We start from the raw sequence: 23,652 nt of genomic DNA, 5'->3' as shown, positions 1-23,652 counted from the left end.
CCGGACGCACCGGAACGCTGCCAGGGCAGGGCTCGAACCTGCGGGACCTCGGGTCAGAACCGAGGGTGGGACACCGTCGCCCACCTGGCATCGCGCTCCAACGCGACACCGGGTGGTGTCACGTCAGAGCGATATCTCCGCACGCGAAGGAATCCACGGCTGCCACAACAGCGGCATACCGGCCTCCTCGGGCGTGCGTGAGCCCTTCTTCTCGTTACAAGCCGCATGCGCAGCCACAGCGTTCAGCCACTCACCACGTCCACCACGAGACCGCGGTACGACGTGGTCCATCGTGGTCGCACCCTTCAGACCGCAGTACGCACACGTGTGCTTGTCACGCTTCAGTACGCCGGCCCGCGTGTACTGCAGCCGGCCGGACGCGTAACGCCACTTCGTGACGACGTAGCGAACCAAACGCAGTACACGGGGCAGAGGGAACGGTCCGATGCTGGCGCCGTCATGCGCTTCCTCGACAACGGCAACCTCGCGCACCAGCATCCGGATGGCGTGCTGAATAGACACGACATGCAGCTGCTCGTACGACGCGTTGAGAACGATCACACCGCTCATGTGCTCCCTCCTCCCCTCCAGTGTGCCCGACCACGCCACGCGAGGTCGGCTGTTGTTGGTGTCGGTGCGGCCCCAGGGAGTCGAACCCTGAACCTCCTGGACCTAAGCCAGGTGCCTCTGCCAATTGGGCCAGAGCCGCAAGTACTACGCTTCGTGCTGACACGAGCACGCTCGGCAGGACTCGAACCTGCAACCTCCTGCTTCGTAGACAGGCGCTCTCTCCACTTGAGCCACGAGCGTTCGTGGCGCCCGCTCGGCCGGTAGCAAGCATCCTGCGGGCGCCTGGTCCAGCTGGAGGGACTCGAACCCCCGTCTCCCTCAACCCAAATGAGGTGGCCTGGCCACTGGCCCACAGCTGGCAAACAGATGTAATTGTCAATTCTGCGAATGGGCATCCGTAAATACCCGAAGAATGCATCGGCGCAGCGAATCAAATGGCACACCGAAAACGGTCCGTGTGTGGACAAAACAAAAGAGCCGCCTGCCACCGGTTGCCCGGCCCAGACGGCTCCTGAGGTGTCTCCCTCGCGGGATCACCCAGGCGGACCGCCCGAACGCAGGCTCAGCTCGAGGCCCAGTTCGTGATAGAAGGCATCGATACGCACGGTTCGCAGGCACGACGGCAAAGCCATGGGGCTACGCCGCCACGCTTTCCTCGCGTTCTGCTTCCCGGTCACGATCGTCTCCTCGTCAGTAGTGCTTGCGGGGAATAGTCTCACCCACACCACTATGTGAAGTCAACGCATTTCCCGCACTATTTCTTCCCATCCATTTCCCCACCCTTTCACCCGCACGTGCCGCACCCCACACCCCCACCCCCGCCATCCGATTCGAACTCACCCCCCACCTCCCGCTACACTCTTCCCTCGGTACCACCCGCCGCCTTAGCTCAGTCGGCAGAGCGTCTCACTCGTAATGAGAAGGTCGTCGGTTCGATTCCGACAGGCGGCTCCACCAAGGCCCCTCTGGCCGGGCAAAACGCCCGAATCAGAGGGGCCCTGCCTCTTGCCTCGGGTGCCCGCAGATACGCACGGACGTCGGGGGCGCGTCGGCGTTGAGGGACGAGGGCGGTCTTCGCCCTGGCAGGATAGTCGCGTGAGTCTCGGTGACGATGACGGCGGCGTTGCCCTGCGCCGTGAGCTGTCTGAGCTCCGGGCCGAGCGAGACCGGCTCCGGGTCGAGAACGTGCGGCTGTCCCGTCTGCTGGAGCTGCGAGGCCAGGACACCACACCTGTTGTTGAGCAACTCGCCGCGCCCATCGGGCCTGGCGGGCTGGTATCGATGGCAGGCTCGACGCCGCAGCAGAAGCTTGCCCTCTACTTGGACCTGTTCCGTGCCAGGAACGACACGTACGCCAAGCGCTGGGAGGACCCGCGCACGGGAAAGAAGGGATGGATGCCTGTGGCGGCGGGTGGGTGGCGCAGGGGTATGACGCGCGCGACCGCCCGTCTTCTCCCGCTTACTCCGGATGTCGTTGCGGAACACCTGGCCGCGCGGTCGCGGCAGGATTTGTTCATCGGCCTCTACCCGATACTCCCGGACAACACTTGCTGGTGGTTGGCTGCCGACTTCGACGGCAAGACCGCGATGCTCGACGCCCTGGCATACGTCAAGGCCGCCAGAAGTGCCGGCATCCCCGCTGCGCTGGAGATCTCCCAGTCTGGTGCCGGGGCACATGTGTGGATCTTCTTCACCGCGGCGATCCCCGCGCAGACGGCACGCGCGGTCGGCACCGCGCTGATCCATGAGGCCATTCTGCAGCGCGGCGCCATGAGCCTGGGCTCCTATGACCGTCTGTTCCCGAGCCAGGACGTACTGCCCGGCTCTGGACCTGGCAACCTGATCGCCGCACCGCTCCACGGCAATCGCCGTAAGAACGGGCTCACGCTCTTCCTCGACCCCGCCACGCTGGAGCCGTACGAGGACCAGTGGGCGTTCCTTTCGACGCTGGACAGGCTTACCCCGGGGGACGCAGCCCGTCTGGCCCGTAAGGCGTCACGCGCGACCGTCGGCCGCGATGTCACGACCCTGGCACGAGCCGAATCCACGAAGGTGCACCCGCCCATGCCGCCGGTGGTGCGCGCCGAACTCGCCGCCGGCATGGTCCTGGACGTGACCGCTCTCCCGCCTGCTGCTCTCGCGACGTTCAAGCATGCCGCATCGATGGCGAACCCGAAGTTCTACGAGCTGCAACGGCTGCGCAAATCCACGTGGGATACCCCGCGGTTCGTTACCGGGTACGACCTGACCCTGGACGACAGGCTCGTACTGCCTCGCGGACTCCGGCAGCTGGTCGCCGGCATCGTCGAGCGCAGCGGCGCCCGCCTCGATGTCACCGACAACCGGATTGCGGGCACGGAAATCGACGTCGCGCTCATCGGCGAGCTCGCCGACCGGCAGGCCGCGGCCGTCGGCGAGCTACTCGCGCACGACGATGGCGTCCTGGTCGCCCCGCCAGGATCGGGCAAGACCGTTATGGCGTGCGCGGTCATCGCCGAACGGGCGGTGTCCACACTGATCTTGGTGGACCGCAAGGCCCTCGCCGACCAATGGCGGACTCGACTGACCGAGTTCCTCGGCCTCAAACCAGGACAGCTGGGCGGCGGGCGGACCAAGCTGACGGGGATCGTCGATGTTGCCATGCTGCCCACCCTGGCCAGGCATGACGACGTCGAGAACCTGACTGCCGGATACGGGCAGGTCATCGTCGACGAAGCTCACCACATCGCCGCAGCCGCCTACGACCACTCGGTCAAGAAGATCGCCGCCCGGTACTGGCTCGGTCTCACTGCTACCCCTGACCGCCGCGACGGCCTCGGCGAGCTCCTGCGGTGGCAGCTCGGACCAGTACGGCACACGATGACCGACGAGATACCCGGGACGCTTGGCGAAGCAGCCGGCGCCACTGCAGGACCGGCGCGCGTGCTGCATGTGCACGAGACCATCTTCACCGCAGACATCGCTCAGGACGCCCCGTCACCCATCGCCGAGGCTCACCGGGCACTCACCGTCGACAGAGACCGCAACAAGCAGATTCTGGACGACGTCCACGTCTCTCTCACCCAGGGGCGCAACTGCCTGGTCCTGACCCGCCGGGTAGCCCACCTCGAAACGCTGACGTCGCTCCTGACCGGTTGCGGCCACGAACCGCTTGTGCTCCAAGGCGGGATGCCGGCCAAGGAACGGCGTGCCATCGTCGAACGACTCACCGACGTGAAGGCCGGAGACGGTGTCCTGGTCGTGGGTACGACACCGTTCGTCGGTGAAGGGTTCGACGCACCGGCCCTGGACACCCTGTTCCTCGCGGCACCGATCTCCTTCGATGGACTCCTGCTCCAATGTGCGGGGAGAGTCGTGCGCCCAGCACCCGGCAAGACCGTCGCGGAGGTCCACGATTACCACGACCCGCTCGTCCCGTTGCTGGCAACCTCGCTCCAGCGACGCATGCCCGGTTACAAGCGGCTGCGATTCGAGCGGGTCTGACGACGGCCCGCTCAGGGCGGGGCGTCAGTCGTCGCACTGACCCAAGTCGATCGAGCACCCTGCAGGATCCCGGTCCGCGTCTGTCCGGTTCAGCGAACGTTCCCTAAGCCGCCGAGTTCGTTGGCGTGGACAGTTTTCTCGACGATGACGGTGGTGAGTGGATAGCCGAGGATGGTGAATTGCCAGCCGCCAGTAGCTGCTGGTTGCGACGAGTTGGGGCTCAGGCGTGATGGAATCACCGATGCTGACGTCAAGCTGAAGCTTGAGTTGTGCACGGGCGATCGTGGCAGGTAAGACGAGCCGTAGTCCGTAGTAACTGCCGTCATCTCGAATCGTCGCGGTTCTCAGACTTGCGCCGCCGAATGTGACATCGACATCGTCGCCGTCGGTTGCGGCGATGGCCCTGACACGATCGCGCATCACTCGTTTCCGGGTATCGATCCTGAGTCGTCGCGGGCCGGTGACCAGGTCAGGTGCTGCGGGTCCCAGGTTGCGTTGTTCGAGTTCTTCTCGAGTGTGGGGTCGATGAAGGCGGCGACGACTTCTGCTGCGGTCTTGGCGGTAAAGGATTCGGCTATTGGTACGCCTTTGGCTGTTCTGGGGTATGTCCGGGTCCAGTCGGCGGGGATGTCGAAGTGTTCGAACGGTTCGATGTTGCTGAGGTTCTGTTTGGCGGTGATTGCGAGCTGTAGCTCATGCAGGTCGACTGTCTGGGTGTGGGCCAGTACGACGAGGTCGACCAGGTCTTTGACGCGACTGCTGTGCTTGCCGCCGGGATAGTTGGTGTCCATGGTCGCGCAGACTTTGTCGGCGATCTGGTCGGCGGCAGGGTAGAGCCGGTAGGGGTGAGTGACGAGTGGTCGGCGCAGATGGAGCCGGTTGGCCGGCTCGATCACTTCGGGTCGACCGATCGGCGGCGGTCCGACTACGACGTCGACCACGATGGTGTCGATCTGGTTATCGTGGTCGACGTCGATGCAGGCAAAGACATAGCGCCGCGTCGCTACGCCGGGCTGGTTGTCGCCGAGGCCGGTGGGCGTGGAGCGGATGAGCCGGAACGTGAGATGGTCGCCGAGCTCCACGTCGACCAGTTCGGTCAGGGCTTTCTCGGCTTCGGCGAGATTGGGCGCTTGCTGAGCTGCAAGGTCTACGTCCTTGGTGGTGCGCGAACGGGGCACGCGGGCGAGCATGCTCATCCCGCCCTTGAGTAGCCACTCGGACCGCTCGCCGTGGGCGAAGACGCGAGAGAGAAACCGGTCGAAGCGGGCCTGCCGGATCGTCGCGTCGACGCTGGCAGCACTGACTCCGGGGCCGGCGTGCTGGGCGGCCTTCTTGGCGGCGTCCTTGATCGCCAGCTCCAGTGATCGCCAGTCGGCGTAACCTTCGTTCTCAGCCACGATCCCATCCTTCCGGGCTCACGCCAGCCAGCTCGAACAGGTCGTTTGCCAGAGGGCTGCCGTCACCCTTGCGCTGTGCTGCGATGGAGTCGAGGTAAGCCGCGAACCGGGCGGGTGCCACGAGCTTGTCGGTGCGCACTGCGTCGCGGACGGCGTCGGCGACCAGAGACAGGTCGGTGCCGAGTTCGACCAGGTCTGCGAGGGTACGCTCGATGGTCAGGGTGGGGAGTCCGTCAACGGGTATGACCTCGGCACGGGTTAGTTGCCGGATGCGTAGGTGAACCCCGGGAAGCCGGGTTCCTTTACGTGTGGGCACGATGAAGTCGAGGCCGTCGAGGAAGAAGTCGCCGACATCGTGGACTATCGCCGCCGTGATGCCTGCCCCTACGACCGATGCGACCCCGGTCTTGGTGCGGTGTGCGGTCGCTCCCCCCAGCGCCAGCCAGGTCGCGTAGATCGCCTCGTGATCCTGTGGTGGTGCGCCGGCCATGCGGTACACGCCCTGTGCGACACGCTCAATCGCGCCGGCTGAAGCCATCCTGGAGAGCTGCTTACGGGAGACACCAGCATCCTCGGCCTGGGCAGTAGTGACCAGGCCCCACCGGTGTTCCGCGATGGAGCCGAGCCGTACCAGCGTCGAATCAGCCATGGCGACTATTGTACCCAGTTTCGGGTACAAATGTTGTAATCTGCTGGTTCGCCTAACCCCAGTAGACGACCTCGTCCCCCGGACCCTCGGACCGATCCGAGGTGCGGGGTCGTGTACCCCACCCGTACTCCTTGGAGCTCCTAAAGGGTGCGATTTGGCGCACGATTCAGACATACGACCCGCAAAAGTACGGGCCAAAGTATGAAAAGTTAGAGCGTCGATGGAACGAACTGAGGCGGATCCCTGGTCATGCGTCAGTTGGGCTGGGTGCCTGTCACTGTGACCTCGGCCAGGCTGATCACACCGGCGGTGGTGGCCGGCGACTGCACCTTGACGTAGCGGGCCACGGTGTTGGTCGGCAGGCTGGTGACTGCGCCCGGTGTCGCCCCGAGGTTCAGCTTGGTCACCGTGGAGTCGGCGATCAGTTGGGCGTAGGTCCGGCCCGACATGCTAGCTGTGGAGAGGAACACCACCGCGTTGTTCAGCTTGTCAGCCGAGGCGTCGGTCCGGTTGTGCACCGTGACGTTGCTGACCCGGGAACTGGTTAGCAGGTCGACCTGCCACCAGGGCTGTGAGCTGGACGCCGTCCGGCTCACGGACCCGGCGGCGAAGACGCCGTTGGTGTTCCCATCCACGGCCCGGGCGGCGGTGCCGACGTCGGTGGACGACTGCGTGGCCGGCCGGTTGGTGGACAGGTTCACGGCGCCGGTGGTACCGGCGACCTGGACCTCGGCCAGGTTCAGGGTGGTGAGGATGCTCGACAGTTGCACCCGAACGTACCGGCCGGTGGCGTTGCCCGCGTTCAGGGTCAGGCTGTTGGTGGTGGACGAGAACGCCGAGAACGGCATCTCCTTCACCGAGGCGTCGGCCCGCAGCGACGACAACGACCGGCCGGTCATGTCGGTCGAGGAGATGAACACCGAGCCGCTGCCCAGCCGGTTCGAGTCGGTCCGGCTCCACAGCGTGACGGTGGAGACGGCCGCCGCGGAACCGAGGTCGACCTGCCACCACGGCTGGGTGGAGAGGTTGGTCTGGCTCACCGAGCCGCTGGAGAACACGCCGTTGGTGTTGCCGTCCACCGCCCGGGCCGCCACCGCGGAACCGCTGGTGCTCGACTGGGTGGCGGTCTTGCCTTGGGCCAAATTCGGCGGACCGGTGACGGTCACCGTGGTGGTCGACGCCGCGCTGTCCACCTTGCCGTCCCGCACAACCAGGCTGAAGGTCAGCGTGGCCGGTGTGGCCGGGGCGGTGAAGGTCGGCTTCTGCACCGTCCGGCTGGACAGCGTCACCGCGGGTCCACCGGTCTGGGTCCAGGTGTAGGTCAGCGGGTCGTTGTCGGCGTCGGTGCCGGACCCGTTCAGGGTCACCGTGGTACCCGTGTTGACCGTCTGCGCCGTACCGGCGTTCGCGACCGGTACCTGGTTGACCGGGGTGGTGGTCACCGTGGTGGTCGCCGCCGCACTGTTGGCCTTGCCGTCCCGCACCACCAGGCTGAAGGTCAGCGTGGATGCCGTGGACGGAGCGGTGAAGGTCGGCTTCGCCGTCGTCGTACTGGACAGCGTCACCGCGGGTCCACCGGTCTGGGTCCAGGTGTAGGTCAGCGGGTCGTTGTCGGCGTCGGTGCCGGACCCGTTCAGGGTCACGGTCGTACCAGCCACGACCGACTGCGGCGCACCGGCGTTCGCCACCGGGACGCGGTTGGCCGGCTCCGAGAGCGGCTGCGGGGTGCAGTTGCTGATCGAGACCGTGAAGGGCTCGAGGTCGTTGTTCGTCTCGATCATGGCACCGTTCTCGGAGCCGCTGAGCGAGATGGTGTACGTCTCGCCGGCGTCCACGAGGGTCTCCCGCCACACGTCCGTACCGCGCTCCCACTCGATGATCAAGACCCGGCCGGTGACCACGCGGACGGTGCACCCGTCGGCCCAGGCGCCCATGTACGGGTAGAGCGGAGCGCCCGACTCCGAGTAGACGGTGCGTGCGTTGTAGCCGGAGCGGCCGTTGCCCTGGTAGGCCGTGCCGACCGGCCAGGTGACCACGCCGCCGTACCAGTCACCGGGGTCCTCGCCGGTTCCGGCGTAGCGCCAGCGGGCGCTGACCCAGGAGACCGGGTCGCACGTGGTGGGGTCGGTACAGGCGGGCGGTGGCGGCGGGCCCGGCTCGCCGGGCACGAGGACGTACTCGAACGGCGAACCGCTCTGCACGCTGACGATGCTGCTGCTATTCAGGGCACTCGACACGGTGTAGCTCTCGCCGTCCGACAGCGTGGCCAGCGACGAGTGCGGACCGTCGGCCGCACCCGCGTAAACCGTGGCGCTGCCGGATGCGACGGTGATCTTCCAGCCCGCCACCTTGGACACCGGGGCGTACACGTCGTGGGAGACGGTGTAGCCGTAGCGGGCCCGCACCGGCTCGGCCGCGGCCGGCCAGACCGCCGCGTTGCTGGAGTCCGACGGACCCCACGGGCACGGGCTGCTGGTGCAGTCCCAGGTGGCCAGCACCGAGCTGTCACCGGAGGCCAGCGGCGCTTCGGCCGGGGTGCCGGGGGTGATCGTGTACTCGAACGGTGAGCCGTCCTGCACGCTGACGATGCTGCTGCTGCTCAGTGCGCTGGACACGGTGTAGCTGTCGCCGGCCGACAGCGCGGCCACTGGCGAGTGTGCATCGTCGGCCGGGCCTGCGTAAATCGTGGCGTTGCCGGATGTGACGGTGATCTTCCAGCCTGCCACTTTGGACACCGGCGCGTACACGTCGTGGGAGAGCGTGTAGCCATAGCGGGTCCGGATCGGCTCGGCCGCGGCCGGCCAGACCGCCGTGTTGCTGGTGTCCGACGGGCCCCACGGGCAGGGGCTGCTGGTGCAGGACCACGTCGCCACAACGGAGGGCACAGGATCACCCTCGGCTGCCCGCGCGGGCAAGGCGGTGAGGCCCAGCACCATCACGACCGTAGTAGTCAGAACGAAAAATGCGGTCGCGAAACGTCTCGACATGCCGGCCCCCCGGATTGTGCTTCTCCCCTTGCGGCAAACCGTAGCCCAAGTCGCTCGCTGTCAACTGAAAAAAGATGCAACTACGAGCCATTTGTTATGGACTGCATCACGCTACGAAAAACCTCCATCACTCATCGATGAAACCCCATTACCCATCGATGAGAATTGGGGGACTCCACGGAGGAGCACGGAGAAACCCCAGGTCACGGGCTAGTGGGCTAGTGAGTGGTGCAATGCCGACGGGGGGGACGGTTGGGCAGGACTGGGGGTGGACTACTGCGATGCGGTGGGCAACCATCCCAATTGGTTCCCGACGGTTGGTGGTGATCGGTTCGAGTACGACGGTTATCGGTCGCATTGGCATACCGAGCTGCTCGGGGTGTTCAGCGCGCAGACGTCTGGCGCGGACGACGGGACCCAGCTGTTCATGGTTCGAACGTCGACGCGGTCGTCGGCGACTGGGTCGCCACTCGGGACATGTACGACTGGCAACTCGGTACGGCGACAGGGCGTCGTACTGAGCCGCAGTCGAACCTGCACCAGCGAATCTTCGAGCACGGCCTGGTCCTGGTGAACGCCGATCCGGAGACGTCGCGACGCGGCCGCACCCTCTTGGGGTGATTAGCCGCTGGTACTCGAAAATCTGAGAAATCTGAGCGAGGTGTCGATCGACGGGGTGGCCAGCACGTCGTTGGGGTAAGCGGTCCAACCGGGGCCTCTGCGAAAGGAAGCACGATGGCGAAATACCTGATCCTCATCTACGGCGACGCCAGCGAGTGGGGTGCGATGACCGAGGAACAGTGGGTGGCGCACGGAGCGGCCCACGAGAAGTTCGCGGCCGCGGCCGGCGCGAAGGTCCTCGGCGGCGCAGAGCTGGAGTCTTCGGCGGTCGCGGCGACGACGCTCCGGACCGACTCTTCCTCCGGGCGGGTGACGACGACCGACGGGCCGTTCCTGGAGACGAAGGAGGCCGTCGGCGGCTACTACCTGCTGGAAGCCGCGGATCTGGACGAGGCGATCGCCCTGGCGGAGCTGTTGCCGGAGGTGCACGCCTCGCACAGCGGGGTGGAAATTCGGCCGGTGGTGCAGAACGGATGAGTGATGAGGTCCTCGCTGCGGTGGCGCAGGCTCACCGCAGCGAGTGGGCTCAGGTGCTCGCGACGACCGCGCAGCTGATCCGCGATCTCGACCTCGCCGAGGAGTGCACCCAGGACGCGTTCGTCCAGGCGCTCGAGGTCTGGCCGCAAACCGGCATCCCGCGGAATCCCGGCGCCTGGCTGACGACCACGGCGCGGAACCGTGCCAGGGACCTGCTGCGCCGGGATTCGGTCGCGCGCCGAGCGTTGCCGCTGCTCGTGCCGCCCGAGTCCGTGACCGGACCTGAGAACGAGCGCGACGACGACCGGCTCCGGCTGATCTTCACCTGCAGCCACCCTGCCTTGGCGCCTGATGCGAGGGCGGCGCTGACGCTTCGGCTGGTGTGCGGGCTCTCGACGCCCGAGGTGGCCCGGGCGTTTCTCGTGCAGGAGTCGACCATGGCGGCCCGGATCACCCGGGCGAAGAAGAAGATCAGCGTCGCCAAGATCCCGTACCGCGTGCCGTCGCCGGAGCAACTCGGTGACCGGGTCCGCGTCGTGCTCGACGTCGTACACCTGATCTTCAGCACAGGGCACACGGCTCCGATCGGCGCTGAGCTGGTTCGGCAGGACCTGATCGACAGTGCGATCGACCTCGCTCGCCTGCTGCACTTCCTGATGCCGACCGACGCCGAGGTCAGTGCGCTGCTGGCCCTGTTCCTGCTCGTCGACGCCCGCCGGGGCGCGCGGATGTCGGAGAGCGGCAGCCTGGTCCTCCTCCCGGATCAAGATCGATCACTCTGGGACGCCGACATGATCAGCGAGGGCACTGCCTTGCTGACCGATGCGCTGCGGCGACGACCACCCACGAGGTACGCGATCGAGGCCGCGCTCGCCGCCGTCCACGCGGAGGCGCCGACCTGGCACGACACCGATTGGTCGGAGATCGTCAGCCTGTACGACGTCCTGCTGCGACTGTGGCCGAATCCCGTGGTCGAGCTGAACCGCGCAGTCGCCATCGGCGAGCGTGATGGTCCCGAGGCTGGTCTGGTTGCGTTGCGGCCCCTCTTGTCCGAGCCGGCGCTGGCCACCTATGGGTACCTCAGCGCCGCTCGGGCCGAGTTCCTGCGTCGGCTGCAGCGCTGGGATGAGTCGGCGGAGGCGTACCAGGAGGCGCTGGCGCTCACCGACAACGGCGTCGAGCGGACATTTCTCAGCGGGCGACTCGCCGACGTACGAAAGCGCTAGTGCACCGATTCCTTTCCGGAGCGGGAGGGGTCAATAGTGCATGACTGACAACAAGAATCGACGGTTGGTGCAGGGCGTGCTCGTGTCGCTCAACGGGATCACCAGCGAGCCGCTGACCTGGGCCGGGCCGTATTTCGGGGACGGGAGCGCGGAGCATTCGCTGGCCGCGTTGGAGCGCAGCGGCGGGATGCTGATGGGACGCCGTACGTACGAGGTCTTCTCGCGACAGTGGCCGAAGGCAACGGGCCCGTACGCCGACTTTCTGAATCGGATGCCGAAGTTCGTGTTCTCGTCGACACTGGCGAAGGCTGAGTGGAACAACACCACCGTCATTGGTGGCGATGTGGTGAAGGAGGTTCGCGCGCTCAAAGAGGCCGAAGGCGACGACTTGGTTGTCTACGGCCACGGACGCTTCGGTCAGACGCTTGTGGATGCTGGTCTCGTGGACGAGCTGAACCTGACGATCGTGCCGGTCTTCGTTCCGGACGGTGTTCCCTTCTTTCGTGATGGCGGGGACGAGCATCGCTGGGAGCTGGTCCGGGCCGGGCAAGGCCACGACCCGGGCCTGGCGAACCTCACCTACCGCCCGGCGGTCACCGAGCGCTGAGAGATGTAAGAGCCGACGCGATGGGCGGGGGAGCGCTGTGGGTCTGCGGCTAGTCGGTCGCTGATCGTGCGCTGGAACGCTTGGAACGCGGGTAGTTGCGGCAACGGGTCGACATCGTCCTCGGCCTCGACCACGTGGACGAAGGTGATGCCGTCGTCGAGGCGGAAGCTTTGGTAGCGGAATCCTGCAGGGCCAGTGGTTTCCAGCTCTGCGAACACCTGCTCGATCAGGTGCTGGTTCTCGTCCGCGGTGTCGACGGTCGTGCGGTAGGTGATGACGGTCGTTCGCATGGCAACTCCTCAGTTCGGCTGTCTTGCCGGTATGGACAGCCGAAGCCCGCGGGATTCATCGCAGCGATGAGTTTCGGTGCTCCAACCGGTCTACCCACCTGAGAACCGAACTGATGGAGGATTGATGAGCAAGGGAACGGGCCTGACAACCCAGCAGCGCTGGGTGCTCGCCCTCACATCGCTGGGGTCCATGGTGGTCGCGCTCGACTCGCTGGTGGTAGCGACGGCACTCACCACGATCCAGGAGCAGCTCGGCGCATCGCTGGCCGACCTGGAGTGGACGGTCAACGCGTACAACCTGACCTTCGCCGTACTGATGCTGAGTGCGGCCGCGGCCGGGGATCGCTGGGGCCGGCGCCGGGTCTTCGCGGGTGGATTCGCTCTGTTCACGCTGGCTTCGGCCGCTTGCGCCTTGGCGACGTCGGTCGAGTGGTTGATCGCGGCCCGGGCCGTCCAGGGCGTGGGTGCGGCCGTCGTGATGCCGCTCGCGATGGGGCTTCTGGGCGCTACCTTCCCGCCGGAACGGCGTGGCTGGGCGACGGGTGTCTTCAGCAGCCTCACGGGTCTTGCGGTGCTCAGCGGGCCGGTCGTCGGTGGCGCGATCACCCAGGGGCTGGATTGGCACTGGGTATTCTGGATCAATGTCCCGGTCGGGTTGGTGCTCGTCCCGTTGACGCTCAAGCAGATCCCCGAGAGCCACGGCGGCAACCGGCGGCTCGACCTCGTCGGAGCCGGGCTGGCCGCCGTCGCGCTCCTCGGCGTGGTGTGGGCGCTGATCCGGGGACCGGAGGTCGGCTGGTCGAGCACCGAGGTCTTGGGTTCCCTGGTGATCGGTCTGATCGTCGGTGTCGCGTTCGTCGGCTGGGAGCGTCGGGCTCGAGCGCCGATGCTGCCGCTGAGCTTGTTCAAGGTGCGCTCGTTCGTCGCCGTGAATCTGGCCGGACTGCTGTTGGCCGCGGCTCTGATCGGCACGTTGTTCTTCCTGTCGCAGTTCGTCCAGGTGGTCCTGCACGACGGCCCGTTCGCGGCCGGTCTGCGGTTGCTGCCGTGGACGGCGACGTTGTTCGTCATCGCGCCGATCGCCGGGCGGCTCGTCGATCGCGTCGGCGAGCGACCTCTCGTCGTACTGGGTCTTGCCGCCCAAGGTCTCGGGTTGCTCGCGGTGGCGGCGCTCTCGGGCAACGGGCTGACGTACGGCGAATTGCTGGCGCCGATGGTCATCGCCGGAGCCGGTGTGTCGGTGGCGATGACCGCGGCCCAGAGTGGCGCAGTGGCCGCCGTACCGCAGGAATCGGTCGGCGTCGGATCCGGCGTGTACGGAATGACGCGGCAGGTCGGGAGCGTGGCCGGGATCGCGATCGCGGCCGCAGCGTTCGCCTGGTACGGCGGTTATGCGTCGCCGCATGAGTTCGAGCGCGGCTTCACGGCGGCGATGGTCATTGTCGGGGTGCTGTCGCTGGCCGGGGCTGTCGCCGGAGCCGGCCTGTCCCCCCGCGCTGCTGATCGGCCGAGCGCAATGGCGATGGATCGCGCATGAGTTTGCAGACCGAGGAGTTCGAGGCACGGACCGAACCTCATCGCGGTGAGCTGGTCGCCTTCTGCTACCGGATGCTCGGCTCACTCCATGACGCGGAGGACGTCGTACAAGAGACGTTCCTGCGCGCCTGGCGTGGTTACGGCGAGTTCGAGTTCCGGTCGTCGATCCGGACGTGGTTGTTCCGGATCGCGACCAACCAGTGCCTGAATCTGTTGCAGCACAGCAGTCGTCGGCTGATTCCCTCCGCGCTCGGTAGCCCAGGTGACCCGAGGGAGATCGCACCGGCAGCATCGGATCTGCCGTGGCTCGAGCCGTTTCCGGATCTGCTGTTCGCTCCGCCGCCGGCCGACCCCGGCGTACTCGTCGTCGAACGGCAGAGCCTGCGGCTGGCACTGATCGCGGCTCTCCAGTACCTGCCACCGCGGCAGCGCGCCGTACTTGTCCTTCGTGAAGCGTTCGGCTGGCCGGCCGCGGAGGTTGCCGAGCTCCTGGGTACGACGGCGGCCGCCGTGAACTCAGCCCTGCAACGAGCCCGCGCCGAGCTGACGCGCGCGGCGCCGGATGAGGAGTTGCTGACCGAGCCGGCGGAGTCGGACAGGCGAGCGCTCCTGGATCAGTACGCGACGGCCTTCGAGAAGGCAGATCTGGAGAGTCTGAATCGGCTGCTGGCCGACGAGGTGCGGTGGGAGATGCCTCCGATCCCCACGTGGTTCGAAGGGCGGGACGACGTACTGGAGCTGCTGCGCCGCAAGCTCGACCCACGGGCGAAGCGTCGACTGGTGCCGGTTTCGGCGAACGCGCAACCGGGCTTCGCGGTGTACGACGAAGTCGGCGGGCGTCTCCGGGCGCACATGCTGCAAGTGGTCACGATCGGCAGCGGCGGGATCCGGGCGATTCACAGTTTCCACCGCCCGGATCTCTTCCCGAGCTTCGGCCTGCCACTGCAATCCACCGCAGGACTGCCCTAGCCGGCGTGGAGTTCGGTGACCAGCTTCTCGATGTGGGCGCGGATCTCGTCGCGGACCTGGCGGACTACGTCGATGGACTGGCCGGCCGGGTCGGTCAGCTTCCAGTCTTCGTAGCGCTTGCCGGGGTAGAAGGGGCACGCGTCGCCGCAGCCCATCGTGATGACGACGTCGCTGGTCTGGACGGTTTCGGTGGCCAGGAGTTGCGGGGTGTTGCCGGTGATGTCGATGCCGACTTCGCGCATCGCCTCGACGGCGATGGGGTTGATCTGGTCCGCGGGTGCGGATCCGGCCGAGAGGACGTCGACGGTGTCGCCGGCCAGGTGCCGGAGCCAGCCGGCGGCCATCTGGGAGCGGCCGGCGTTGTGGACGCAGACGAACAGCACGGTGGGGTTGCTCACTGGGTAGCTCCGGTGGTGTCGGTGTGTGGGGTGACGATGTCGGCGGCGGCACGGCCCGCATCGGGGTACAGCAGGGCGACGAGTCCGGCGCCGACGATGCCGCCGAAGAGCTGGAAGGCGATGAAGGGGAGGACCGAGCCGGGCGCGATGCCGGCGAACGTGTCGCTGAAGGCGCGTCCGATGGTGACGGCGGGGTTGGCGAAGGAGGTCGACGAGGTGAACCAGTACGCCGAGCCGATGTAGGCGCCGACCGCGGCGGGCGCGATGTTCGCGCGTCCGGTCCAGGCGAGGGCGAAGATGAGCAGGATGAGGCCGGCGGTGGCGACGACCTCGCCCAGCCACAGGTGCCCGGCTGACCTATCGGTCGTTGACCACGAGACCGCGGCCCGGTCGAACATCAGGTTCGCGAGGACCGCGCCGCCGATGCCGCCGAGGATCTGGGCGGGGATGTAGGCGGCGAGGTCGCGTGCGGTGATGCCGGTGCCGCTCGCTTGCCCGAGCCGCCAGTCGACGAGTGACACGACAGGGTTGAAGTGCGCGCCGGAAATGGGGCCGAGGGCAAGGATCAGGACGGCCAACCCGAGTGCGGTGGCAAACGCGTTCTCCAGCAGTTGCAGGCCGAGGTCACCCTTCGACAGCGAGGCTGCCGCGATCCCCGAGCCGACAACCACGGTGACCAGTAGTCCGGTACCGAGCGCCTCGGCGGTGGCGCGGCGCCACAGTGGCTGGCTCACACGTGCTCCAGCGGTACGGCGAGTTCGCCGAGCAACCGCCGTACGCGGCGCTCGATCTCGTCGGTCCACGGCTTGGGGTATTCGCCGGAGATGTCGATCCCGCGTTCGGTCATCGCTGCGACGGCCGCGGCGTTGATGTCGATTCCCGGCTCGGTTCCGCCGGACCAGGCGACGGCGTTGTCGCCGGTGAGGTGCTGGAAGAACCCGAGTGCCATCTGGGAGCGACCGGCGTTGTGGGTGCACAAGAACAGGGCGACCGGCTTGCCGTCGTCGTGGCGGCCTTCGACTCGCGCGAGCGCGGTGAGGCGTTGCCGGGCGAAGCGTTCGGCCAGCAGGGGAAGGAAGTTCGGGATGGTGCTGCCGGTAGCGAACTGGTCGTAGCTGGAATGCAGGAACCGCTCGATCGTTTCCGGCCCGTAGTACTGGGAGAACTCGTCGCGCAAGCGCGCAGCGGCGGTGTGCAGCGCGAGGTTCTGATCGATGGACAGGTCTTCGCGTTGGTGGACAGTCATGGTCGGCTCCTTGGGGAGTCTGGGTCTGCGAAGGCGGGGGCGAGGCGGTCGACACGGTCGGCGATCTCGCGGTAGGCGGCGTCGAAGGCCGCGTCGGTGCCGACGGGTGTGGGGTCCGGGACGGACCAGTGCAGCCGCGGCCGTACGTCGGGATGCAGGTGCTCGTAGGCGTTGTCGCAGACCGCGATCACCAGGTCGTCGGGCTGGACGACGTCCTCGACCCGCGAGGTCTGCCAGCCGGCCGGATCGAGTCCGTGCCGACGGGCGACCTTCACCGCGCCGGGATGAACGCGGGTCGCGGGTTCCGTGCCGGCGGACAGGGCTGGAACGTGGCTTCGTCTGGCCCAAACGGCTGCGGCGAGCTGTGAGCGGGCCGAGTTCCGCGTGCAGACGAAGACCACCCGTGGCGCTGACAGGACGGGCGCGGCGATGGTGGTGAGCGCATCGGGGACGAGACGCACGTAGGTCCGGCGCCGGTCGCCTTCGGAGCGGGTGCGGATCACCACGCCGGCCTCTTCGAGCACCTTGAGGTGGTGGGCGACGAGGTTGGTCGGCATGTCGAGCGCCGTACCGAGTTCACCCGGTGCGACGTCCCCGGCGATCAGGGTGTCGACGATCGCCAGCCGGCCGGGATCGCCGAGTGCGGCGTGAATCCGGGCTCGGGCAGCGAGAGGTGATAGCTCAGTGTTCATTGACTCAATGATCACTGAGCTATTTCACCCGTGTCAACTACCCCAGGTTGACGGGAGTAGCGAGTAGGCCGGCGATCCACTGGATGCGCTCGGGGATCGGCCAGTAGTAGACCCAGGTGCCGCGGCGCTCGCAGTCGACCAAACCGGCCTCGCGCAGCACCTTCAGGTGGTGGGAGATCGTCGGCCCGGAGACGTCGAACTGCGGGGTGATGTCGCAGACGCACATCTCGCCGCCCGCCGAAGCGATGATCGACAGGAGTCGCAGTCGCACCGGATCGGCGAGCGCCTTGAAGGCTGCCGCGCCTGCCGCCGCCTGCTCCGCGTCGAGCGCGGCGGACGAGATCGGGGCGCAGCATCCGGCTACCGGGGGAGCGGTCAGCGTGAGCTCCTGTTTAGACATAGGTCTATCTTGACTTCTGTCGAATCAGGAGGCAAGCTGGGCGCTGATTAGATGAACTTCTAGACAGCTGGGATGGGGATCATGATCGAAGCACCGGTAGTGGTGATCGGCGCCGGCCCGATCGGTCTCGCGGCGGCGGCACACCTGGCCGAGCGCGGGATCGACTTCACGGTTCTGGAGGCCGGGTCCGGCGTGGCCGCGGCGATCGCCGAATGGCGGCACGTGAAGCTGTTCAGCCCGTGGCGCTACGACATCGACTCGGCGGCTCGGCGGTTGCTCGAGCAAGCCGGTGGGTGGACCGAGCCCGAACCCGGCAAGCTGCCCACTGGCGGCGACCTGATCGATGCCTATCTCGAACCCCTCACCAAGACTCCGCAGCTGTCCGGTCGCATCCGGTACGACGCCGAGGTCGCCGCCGTCACCCGTGTGGGCTTCGACCGAATCCGCACCGCCGGACGTGAGAACGCGCCGTTCCTGATTCGCCTCACCGACGGGACTGAACTGACGGCCTCTGCAGTCATCGACGCGGCCGGGACTTGGCGGCGCCCGAATGTCCTCGGGGGCTCCGGTATCCCCGCCCGGGGCGAAGCGGTCGCGGCCGACCACATCGCGCGTGCGCTGCCCGACGTACTGGGCCGGGATCGCGAGCGGTTCGCAGGACGTCGTACGGCGGTTCTCGGTGCTGGTCACTCCGCCTCGACAACCCTGCTGGAGCTGGGTGAATTGGCGAAGGATGAGCCAGGAACCGAGGTGCTGTGGGTCGTGCGGGGTACCGACCAGGCTCGTACGTACGGCGGTGGGGACGCGGACGAGCTTCCCGCTCGTGGGGCGCTCGGTACGCGGCTCAAGACGCTCGTGCAGTCCGGGGCTGTCACCTTGGTGAGCGGCTTCCGCACCGAGGAGCTCGCGCCGACCGCTGACGGACGGGTGGAACTCGTCGCAGGGGATCAACGGGTCGTCGTGGATACGGTCGTGAACTCGACCGGCTTCCGTCCCGACCACGACATGGTCGCCGAACTCCGACTCGACCTGGACCCGATCATGGGCTCGACCCGCGCCCTCGCACCGCTCATCGACCCGAACCAGCACTCCTGTGGCACGGTTCCCCCGCACGGCGTCGACGAGCTCACCCACCCCGAGCCCGGGTACTACGCAGTCGGCGCCAAGTCCTACGGTCGCGCCCCGACCTTCCTTCTAGCCACCGGCTACGAACAGGCCCGCTCAGTCGTGGCCGCGCTGGCCGGCGACTGGGACGCCGCCCGCGACGTACAACTCGACCTCCCCGAAACCGGCGTGTGCTCGTCCAACCTGGCGTTCGATGAGGCGTCGGCGGGGAGAGGCCTCGCCACCGGCATCAGCGGCGGCCTCCTGACCGTGATCGACGGCTCGACCAAGCAATCGGGCTGCTGCAACTGATGGTGTCCACCGCCTCCGCGACCGGCCGTACGGCGACTGGTCGCGGAGGCATCCGCCGCGAAGTGGTCGCCGCGCTCGCGGTCACGACCACCATCGGGTACGGCGTTCTGTACTACGCGTTCGGCGCGCTCCTAGAACCGATGCGCGCCGAACTGAACATTTCCGCCACCACGGCGACCGGCGCACTCACGCTCGCGGCGCTCACGGCCGCCGTACTGTCGATCCCGGTCGGTCGCTGGCTCGACAGACGAGGCGGTCACGGCCTCATGACCACCGGCTCGATCATCGCGGCAGGCGCCGTACTCGCGTGGTCCCGCGTCGACAACGCTGGTCAGCTGTACGTCGTGTTCGTTGCCATCGGCATCGCTTCGGCCATGGTCCTCTATCCGCCGGCCTTCGCCGTCATCGTTGCGACCACCGCACCGGCGCGGCGGACAACCGCGCTACTGGCAATCACCCTGGTCGCAGGTTTCGCCAGCTCGATCTTCATCCCGCTGACCGGCCAACTCATCCACGCCTATGGGTGGCGTCAGACGCTTGTCGCCCTCGCCTGCATAGTTGCCGTCGGCACCATTCCGCTCCACGCGCTGGCGATCCGCCGTACCGGCCCAGCTGCCGCGGCGTCGCGAGCGCACGAACCACGGCAGGCCCTTCCCGGATTCTGGCTGCTCGCAACCGCGTTCGTCCTGCACAGTGCGGCCCTCGCCGTGATCGGCGTACACGTTGTCACCTACCTGACTCGGCTCGGCCACAAGCCGACCACTGCCGCAACCCTGGCCGGGCTACTCGGTCTGCTGTCGGTCACTGGCCGAATCACCGTCACCATCCTCCGACGCCGGCTCCCGATGACCGCGATCAGTGCCGTCATCATCAGCATGCAAGGCATCGCGCTCGCGCTCCTCCCCGCGGCCGGGCGAAGCACCGTCGGAGCCGCGGCTTGCCTGACTGCCTTCGGGCTCGGCTTCGGCGTCGCGTCCATCGCCAAACCCGCCATCATCCTCGACCGCTACGGCGACCAGGGCTACGCCACCATCGCTGGCATCCTCGGCACCCCTGTCAGCATCGCCGGAGCAACCGCACCCCTCGCTGCCGCCGCCATGGCAGCCGCCCTCGGATACACCCCGCTGATCCTCACCGCCGCGGGCGGATGCCTCCTCGCGGGCCTCGCGCTCTATCGCCTTCACGTGAGGGCTTGACTCCGTACTTGGGTCCGGGGTTCAGCATGGGGTTATGCGAACCAGTGAGTTGGCCGACCGGGCCGGGGTGAATGCCGAGACGCTGCGGTACTACGAGCGTCGCGGCCTGCTGACCGAGCCTCCTCGTACGGCGGGTGGGTATCGCGACTATCCGTCCGGAGCCGTGGAGCTGTTGCGGTTCATCAAGCGGGCTCAGGAACTGGGGTTCACGCTCGATGAGGTCGACGAGCTACTGCATCTCGACGGTGGTGGGCCGGAGAGTTGCGACGCTGCGCGGGTCCTGGCCGTACGTCGCCGTGCCGATCTGGAAGCGCGGATCCGCGACCTGCAACGGATGCACGACTCGTTGTCCGAGTTGGTCGCGACCTGTGATCTGCCGCGACCGGATCGGCGCTGCGCGTTGCTCGATGCAATCTCAGAGGAGGAAACCCAGTGAAGCTTGAGGTTTTGCATGTTCCGGATTGCCCGAACCTCGCGCCCATGCTCGATCGGTTGCGTGCGGCAACCGATCTGCCGGTGAGTACCCGCGTGATCGAAACCGAGGCTTCCGGTATGGCGGGCTCGCCGACACTGTTGATCGACGGGATCGACCCCTTTGCCGCGGAAGGCGATGACATCGGCTCGATGTCGTGTCGTCTGTATCGCGATGAGGCCGGGCGGATCGTCCCAGCGCCGTCGGTCGAGCAATTGCGGGCCGCCGTACAGAACGCCGTACAGAATGTACTGAGCGCCTGGCGGACCCGGGCGTTGCCGCTCGACCCGACGGAGAAGGCGGTACATCAGACGATCCTCCGAACCTTCGCCAGCACAGGACATCCGCCGCACTCAACAGCCGGCAATACGCTGCAGGCCCTGCATGACGCCGATGCGATTCGGCTGGATGCCAGTGGGCAGATCGCGCTTGCCTATCCGTTCTCGGCGACGCCAACTCGCTATCGCGTCCGAATCGGTGAGGCAGTCGACGTCTTTGCGATGTGCGCTATCGACGCGTTGGGCATCGCTCCGATGCTCGGCGCCGATACGCACATCGACTCGACGGACGCGACCACCGGCGAGGCCGTAACGGTGATCACGACCGATGGCGTCACCCGCTGGGATCCGCAGGGGACAGTGGTGTTCGTCGGCGCGGATGCGGGCGGCGGACCATCGGTGGACTGCTGCTGCGACTACCTCAACTTCTTCGCCACCCGCCGGGCCGCCGACGAATGGACCGCAGCCCACCCGAACATCCCTGGGACAGTCCTCGGCCAGGCCGACGCCGAAGCCCTTGCTGGCCGGCTGTTCGGACACCTCCTGGATGACTAGGCGAAGGCAGGTGCGTTGCGGGTGGCCCAGTCGGTGAAGGGCCGCGCCGGGCGGGCGAGGATGCGTTCGACGTCCGGGTTGACGGCTTGCTCGGCGGCGGACGGCGTACCGAGGACTCCGAGGGTGGCGTCGACGACGGGCTCGGGCATGTAGCCAAGCATGCGGGCCCGAGCCTCGTCATGAGTCAGTTCGACGAACTGCACCGGCTCGCCGATTGCCTGGGCGATCGCCGCGGTCATCTGCCGAGGTCCGATCGTTTGTGGGCCGGTCAGCGTGTAGATGTTGCCGCCCTGGCCGGGCTCACGCAATGCCACGGCAGCGACGGCGGCGATGTCGGCCGGATCCACCGCCGGCAGGCCAACATCGCCGTACGGCGCCTCGACCACGCGACGGGTTCGTACCGACTCGGCCCACTGGAATGCGTTGGAGCTGAAGTTGCCGGGCCGCAGAATCGTCCATTCCAAACCCGATTCCGTCACAGCGTCCTCCAACGCAGATGGATGGCGTTTCGTGCCAACGCCCTGGGACGACAGCAGTACGACGCGCTGTACGCCGGCCGCTCGTACGACGTCCACGACGGCGCCGAAATCGCCGTTCGCCAAGAAGTCCGGCGGGGTCATCAGGAAGGCCGCTTCCGCACCGTCGAGCGCGGGCTTCAGGGTCTCCGGCTGGGACATGTCGGCGGGGTAGGACTGCGCCCCGGCGACGGCCCGTCGGGAGACTGCCCGCACCTGTTCGCCGGCCGCCGCCAAGGTCTCGATGAGGGGTCGTCCGACGTTCCCCGTCGCACCAGTCACCACGATCATTTTGTGCTCCTCGTTCAATCGACTGGTGAGGACGCTACTGGCGCTGAGATAGTAGGTACCTAGGGGAAAGTACTGGCGAAAGAGGGTTGTTGTGACCGAGGACACAAAGGTTGATCCGGTGCAGGCCTGCCCGATCGCGCCGGTGATCGACGTGGTGTTCAGCCGCTGGACGACGCCGATCCTGTGGACGCTCAACGAGTTCGGCAAGCATCGCTTCGTCGAGCTCGAGCGGCGGATCGGGGTGATCACAGCGAAGGTGCTGACGCAGCGGCTGCGTCAGTTGGAGCGGGACGGGCTGATCGTGCGGACGTACTACCCGGAGGTTCCGCCGCGCGTCGAGTACGAGATCAGCGACCTCGGCCGCAGTCTCGCGCCGCTGTTCCAGTCACTGTCCGAGTGGTCGCCCAACCTGGACAAGGTCGCGGAGGCCCGCCAGCACTACGACACCCACGAGCCAGCTCATCGCCGCCCGTGATCAGGTGACGCGGGCGAGAAAAGTGCGGATCAGGGGGACGACCTCGTCCAGGTGGCTCTCCAGGAGCCAGTGACCACCGCCGCCGAACAGGTGCAGCTCGGCGTTCGGGAGGTCGGCGAGGTAGGCGTGTGCTGATTCAGCCGGCATGTAGCCGTCCTCGGGACCCCAGACGATGAGGGTCGGCGGCTGATGCTCGCGAAGGTAGGCCTGGTACTGCGGGTACAGGCGGACGCTCGAGAGGATCTCGAGGAAGAAGCCGACCATGAGGTCTCGGTGCGGCTGCATCAGCGGCCACGACAGTTGCCACAGGTCCGGACTGATCCGCTCGGCCGTCTCGGCTGGGACCTCGCCGAGTACCTCGGCACGCAGGCCCTCGGCGCTGACCGCCTTCGCCAGTTCGGTACGGCGTTCGTCGGTCGGCGAAGCCCAGTAGTCCTTCAGCGGCTCGTACTTCGCACCGAGCGTTTCCTCGTAGGCATCACCGTTCTGGATGATCAACGCGGTGATGCGGTCCGGATCCTTCAGCGCCAACTGGAAGCCGACCTGCGAGCCGTAGTCGAACAGGTAGAGGACGAATTGGTCCACACCCAGTTCGCCGAGGAAGGCGTGCAGCAGCGTCGCGTAGCCGGCGAAGCTGTAGTCGAAGTCGTCCGGGGCCTCGCTGTAGCCGAAGCCGGGGAAGTCCGGGGCGATCACTCGCCAACGATCGGCGAGGGCCGGCATCAGAGCGCGGTACTGGAAGGACGACGACGGATACCCGTGCGGCAGCAACAGCACGGGCGCGTCCGGGGGTCCGGCCTCGCGATAGAAGACGCGGACCCCGTCCACCTCGATCGTTCGGTACGCCACAGTCATCACTGCGGCGTACCCAGATTCTCCGTTCTTGAACGGACGCCGTACGGCGAA

At 67.1% G+C, this 23,652-nt stretch carries 24 protein-coding genes and 5 tRNA genes; 13 read left to right on the top strand and 16 right to left on the bottom strand.

The features are described from left to right. Nucleotides 1–17: 17 nt before the first annotated feature. From ACFTSF_RS35535 to ACFTSF_RS35515, 5 genes are all read right to left on the bottom strand, one after another. Nucleotides 18–90, bottom strand: a tRNA-Gln gene (locus ACFTSF_RS35535). Between the two features lie 33 nt (nt 91–123). Beyond that, nucleotides 124–570, bottom strand: a complete 447-nt coding sequence (locus tag ACFTSF_RS35530; protein ID WP_344149599.1) for an HNH endonuclease — start codon at nt 568–570, stop codon at nt 124–126. 65 nt (nt 571–635) lie between these two features. Further along, a tRNA-Leu gene (locus ACFTSF_RS35525) sits at nt 636–709 on the bottom strand. A gap of 27 nt (nt 710–736) precedes the next feature. After that, nucleotides 737–810, bottom strand: a tRNA-Arg gene (locus tag ACFTSF_RS35520). Between the two features lie 43 nt (nt 811–853). After that, a tRNA-Pro gene (locus tag ACFTSF_RS35515) sits at nt 854–929 on the bottom strand. A 519-nt stretch (nt 930–1,448) separates the two neighbouring features. Between ACFTSF_RS35515 and ACFTSF_RS35510 the strand changes: the two genes are divergently transcribed. Both ACFTSF_RS35510 and ACFTSF_RS35505 read left to right on the top strand, forming a co-directional pair. Continuing rightward, a tRNA-Thr gene (locus ACFTSF_RS35510) sits at nt 1,449–1,524 on the top strand. A gap of 141 nt (nt 1,525–1,665) precedes the next feature. Continuing rightward, on the top strand, nt 1,666–4,053 hold the full coding sequence (locus ACFTSF_RS35505) for a DEAD/DEAH box helicase family protein (RefSeq protein ID WP_380159271.1): 2,388 nt from the start codon (nt 1,666–1,668) through the stop codon (nt 4,051–4,053). Between the two features lie 419 nt (nt 4,054–4,472). Here ACFTSF_RS35505 and ACFTSF_RS35500 read toward each other — a convergent pair whose 3' ends face one another. The 3 genes from ACFTSF_RS35500 to ACFTSF_RS35490 all read right to left on the bottom strand — a co-directional run bounded on the left by ACFTSF_RS35500 (nt 4,473) and on the right by ACFTSF_RS35490 (nt 8,984). Beyond that, entirely contained in the window at nt 4,473–5,450 is a 978-nt protein-coding gene (locus tag ACFTSF_RS35500; protein WP_380159269.1) for a nucleotidyl transferase AbiEii/AbiGii toxin family protein, read from the bottom strand. Further along, nucleotides 5,443–6,099, bottom strand: coding sequence for a type IV toxin-antitoxin system AbiEi family antitoxin domain-containing protein (locus tag ACFTSF_RS35495; protein ID WP_380159267.1), 657 nt, complete (start codon nt 6,097–6,099; stop codon nt 5,443–5,445). Before ACFTSF_RS35495 ends, ACFTSF_RS35500 begins: the two co-directional genes overlap by 8 nt. A gap of 254 nt (nt 6,100–6,353) precedes the next feature. Beyond that, nucleotides 6,354–8,984 (bottom strand): discoidin domain-containing protein, encoded by a 2,631-nt coding sequence (locus ACFTSF_RS35490; RefSeq protein ID WP_380159265.1) that lies wholly within the window; start codon nt 8,982–8,984, stop codon nt 6,354–6,356. Nucleotides 8,985–9,443: 459 nt separating this feature from the next. Here ACFTSF_RS35490 and ACFTSF_RS35485 point away from each other — a divergent pair, with 459 nt between their 5' ends. From ACFTSF_RS35485 to ACFTSF_RS35470, 4 genes are all read left to right on the top strand, one after another. Further along, nucleotides 9,444–9,707 (top strand): hypothetical protein, encoded by a 264-nt coding sequence (locus tag ACFTSF_RS35485; RefSeq protein WP_380159263.1) that lies wholly within the window; start codon nt 9,444–9,446, stop codon nt 9,705–9,707. Between the two features lie 114 nt (nt 9,708–9,821). Continuing rightward, nucleotides 9,822–10,184 (top strand): YciI family protein, encoded by a 363-nt coding sequence (locus tag ACFTSF_RS35480; RefSeq protein ID WP_380159262.1) that lies wholly within the window; start codon nt 9,822–9,824, stop codon nt 10,182–10,184. Next, on the top strand, nt 10,181–11,410 hold the full coding sequence (locus ACFTSF_RS35475) for an RNA polymerase sigma factor (protein ID WP_380159260.1): 1,230 nt from the start codon (nt 10,181–10,183) through the stop codon (nt 11,408–11,410). Before ACFTSF_RS35480 ends, ACFTSF_RS35475 begins: the two co-directional genes overlap by 4 nt. Nucleotides 11,411–11,450: 40 nt before the next feature. Continuing rightward, entirely contained in the window at nt 11,451–12,017 is a 567-nt protein-coding gene (locus ACFTSF_RS35470) for a dihydrofolate reductase family protein (RefSeq protein ID WP_380159258.1), read from the top strand. Here ACFTSF_RS35470 and ACFTSF_RS35465 read toward each other — a convergent pair. Continuing rightward, nucleotides 11,990–12,307: a hypothetical protein gene (locus ACFTSF_RS35465; RefSeq protein WP_380159257.1), complete on the bottom strand. Its 318-nt coding sequence runs from the start codon at nt 12,305–12,307 to the stop codon at nt 11,990–11,992. The two genes, ACFTSF_RS35470 and ACFTSF_RS35465, sit on opposite strands and share 28 nt — an antisense overlap. A gap of 124 nt (nt 12,308–12,431) precedes the next feature. On the opposite strand from ACFTSF_RS35465, the gene ACFTSF_RS35460 reads away from it, so the two are divergent. Together ACFTSF_RS35460 and ACFTSF_RS35455 are read left to right on the top strand one after the other, a co-directional pair. Then, a complete protein-coding gene (locus tag ACFTSF_RS35460; RefSeq protein ID WP_380159255.1) occupies nt 12,432–13,844 on the top strand; it encodes an MFS transporter in 1,413 nt (470 codons plus the stop codon). Next, entirely contained in the window at nt 13,841–14,812 is a 972-nt protein-coding gene (locus ACFTSF_RS35455) for a sigma-70 family RNA polymerase sigma factor (protein WP_380159253.1), read from the top strand. The genes ACFTSF_RS35460 and ACFTSF_RS35455 overlap by 4 nt, the downstream gene beginning before the upstream one ends. Here the strand turns inward: ACFTSF_RS35455 and ACFTSF_RS35450 are convergent. The 5 genes from ACFTSF_RS35450 to ACFTSF_RS35430 are packed head-to-tail and all read right to left on the bottom strand — an operon-like array spanning nt 14,809 to nt 17,548. Further along, nucleotides 14,809–15,210 carry an arsenate reductase ArsC gene (locus ACFTSF_RS35450; RefSeq protein WP_380159252.1) on the bottom strand — a complete coding sequence of 134 codons (402 nt, stop codon included), beginning with the start codon at nt 15,208–15,210 and terminating at the stop codon, nt 14,809–14,811. The genes ACFTSF_RS35455 and ACFTSF_RS35450 overlap by 4 nt on opposite strands. After that, a complete protein-coding gene (locus ACFTSF_RS35445; protein ID WP_380159250.1) occupies nt 15,207–15,944 on the bottom strand; it encodes an aquaporin in 738 nt (245 codons plus the stop codon). The genes ACFTSF_RS35450 and ACFTSF_RS35445 overlap by 4 nt, the downstream gene beginning before the upstream one ends. After that, nucleotides 15,941–16,456, bottom strand: a complete 516-nt coding sequence (locus ACFTSF_RS35440; protein WP_380159248.1) for a three-helix bundle dimerization domain-containing protein — start codon at nt 16,454–16,456, stop codon at nt 15,941–15,943. Before ACFTSF_RS35440 ends, ACFTSF_RS35445 begins: the two co-directional genes overlap by 4 nt. After that, nucleotides 16,453–17,148 carry a helix-turn-helix domain-containing protein gene (locus ACFTSF_RS35435; RefSeq protein ID WP_380159246.1) on the bottom strand — a complete coding sequence of 232 codons (696 nt, stop codon included), beginning with the start codon at nt 17,146–17,148 and terminating at the stop codon, nt 16,453–16,455. The genes ACFTSF_RS35440 and ACFTSF_RS35435 overlap by 4 nt, the downstream gene beginning before the upstream one ends. A gap of 37 nt (nt 17,149–17,185) precedes the next feature. Further along, on the bottom strand, nt 17,186–17,548 hold the full coding sequence (locus ACFTSF_RS35430) for an ArsR/SmtB family transcription factor (RefSeq protein ID WP_380159244.1): 363 nt from the start codon (nt 17,546–17,548) through the stop codon (nt 17,186–17,188). Between the two features lie 81 nt (nt 17,549–17,629). On the opposite strand from ACFTSF_RS35430, the gene ACFTSF_RS35425 reads away from it, so the two are divergent. Genes ACFTSF_RS35425 through ACFTSF_RS35410 form a run of 4 tightly spaced genes read left to right on the top strand, consistent with a single transcriptional unit; the run spans nt 17,630 to nt 21,465 of the window. Beyond that, nucleotides 17,630–18,964: an FAD-dependent oxidoreductase gene (locus tag ACFTSF_RS35425; protein ID WP_380159243.1), complete on the top strand. Its 1,335-nt coding sequence runs from the start codon at nt 17,630–17,632 to the stop codon at nt 18,962–18,964. After that, nucleotides 18,964–20,160, top strand: coding sequence for an MFS transporter (locus tag ACFTSF_RS35420; protein WP_380159241.1), 1,197 nt, complete (start codon nt 18,964–18,966; stop codon nt 20,158–20,160). Before ACFTSF_RS35425 ends, ACFTSF_RS35420 begins: the two co-directional genes overlap by 1 nt. Nucleotides 20,161–20,194: 34 nt before the next feature. Then, the gene (locus ACFTSF_RS35415; protein WP_380159239.1) at nt 20,195–20,596 is read left to right on the top strand and encodes a MerR family transcriptional regulator; all 402 of its coding nucleotides are present in this window, start codon (nt 20,195–20,197) and stop codon (nt 20,594–20,596) included. Next, nucleotides 20,593–21,465, top strand: a complete 873-nt coding sequence (locus ACFTSF_RS35410; RefSeq protein WP_380159237.1) for an alkylmercury lyase family protein — start codon at nt 20,593–20,595, stop codon at nt 21,463–21,465. The genes ACFTSF_RS35415 and ACFTSF_RS35410 overlap by 4 nt, the downstream gene beginning before the upstream one ends. Here the strand turns inward: ACFTSF_RS35410 and ACFTSF_RS35405 are convergent. Continuing rightward, the gene (locus ACFTSF_RS35405) at nt 21,462–22,271 is read right to left on the bottom strand and encodes an NAD(P)H-binding protein (protein ID WP_380159235.1); all 810 of its coding nucleotides are present in this window, start codon (nt 22,269–22,271) and stop codon (nt 21,462–21,464) included. The two genes, ACFTSF_RS35410 and ACFTSF_RS35405, sit on opposite strands and share 4 nt — an antisense overlap. Before the next feature lie 91 nt (nt 22,272–22,362). On the opposite strand from ACFTSF_RS35405, the gene ACFTSF_RS35400 reads away from it, so the two are divergent. Next, nucleotides 22,363–22,746 (top strand): helix-turn-helix domain-containing protein, encoded by a 384-nt coding sequence (locus ACFTSF_RS35400; RefSeq protein ID WP_344149679.1) that lies wholly within the window; start codon nt 22,363–22,365, stop codon nt 22,744–22,746. On the opposite strand, the gene ACFTSF_RS35395 is transcribed toward ACFTSF_RS35400, so the two are convergent. After that, entirely contained in the window at nt 22,747–23,601 is an 855-nt protein-coding gene (locus tag ACFTSF_RS35395) for an alpha/beta fold hydrolase (protein ID WP_380159234.1), read from the bottom strand. Nucleotides 23,602–23,652: the final 51 nt, after the last annotated feature.

Origin of the sequence: Kribbella sp. NPDC056951 (assembly GCF_042674205.1) — a bacterium.
Taxonomy (GTDB): Bacteria; Actinomycetota; Actinomycetes; order Propionibacteriales; family Kribbellaceae; genus Kribbella; species Kribbella yunnanensis.
This window is presented reverse-complemented; position numbering and strand designations above follow the sequence as displayed.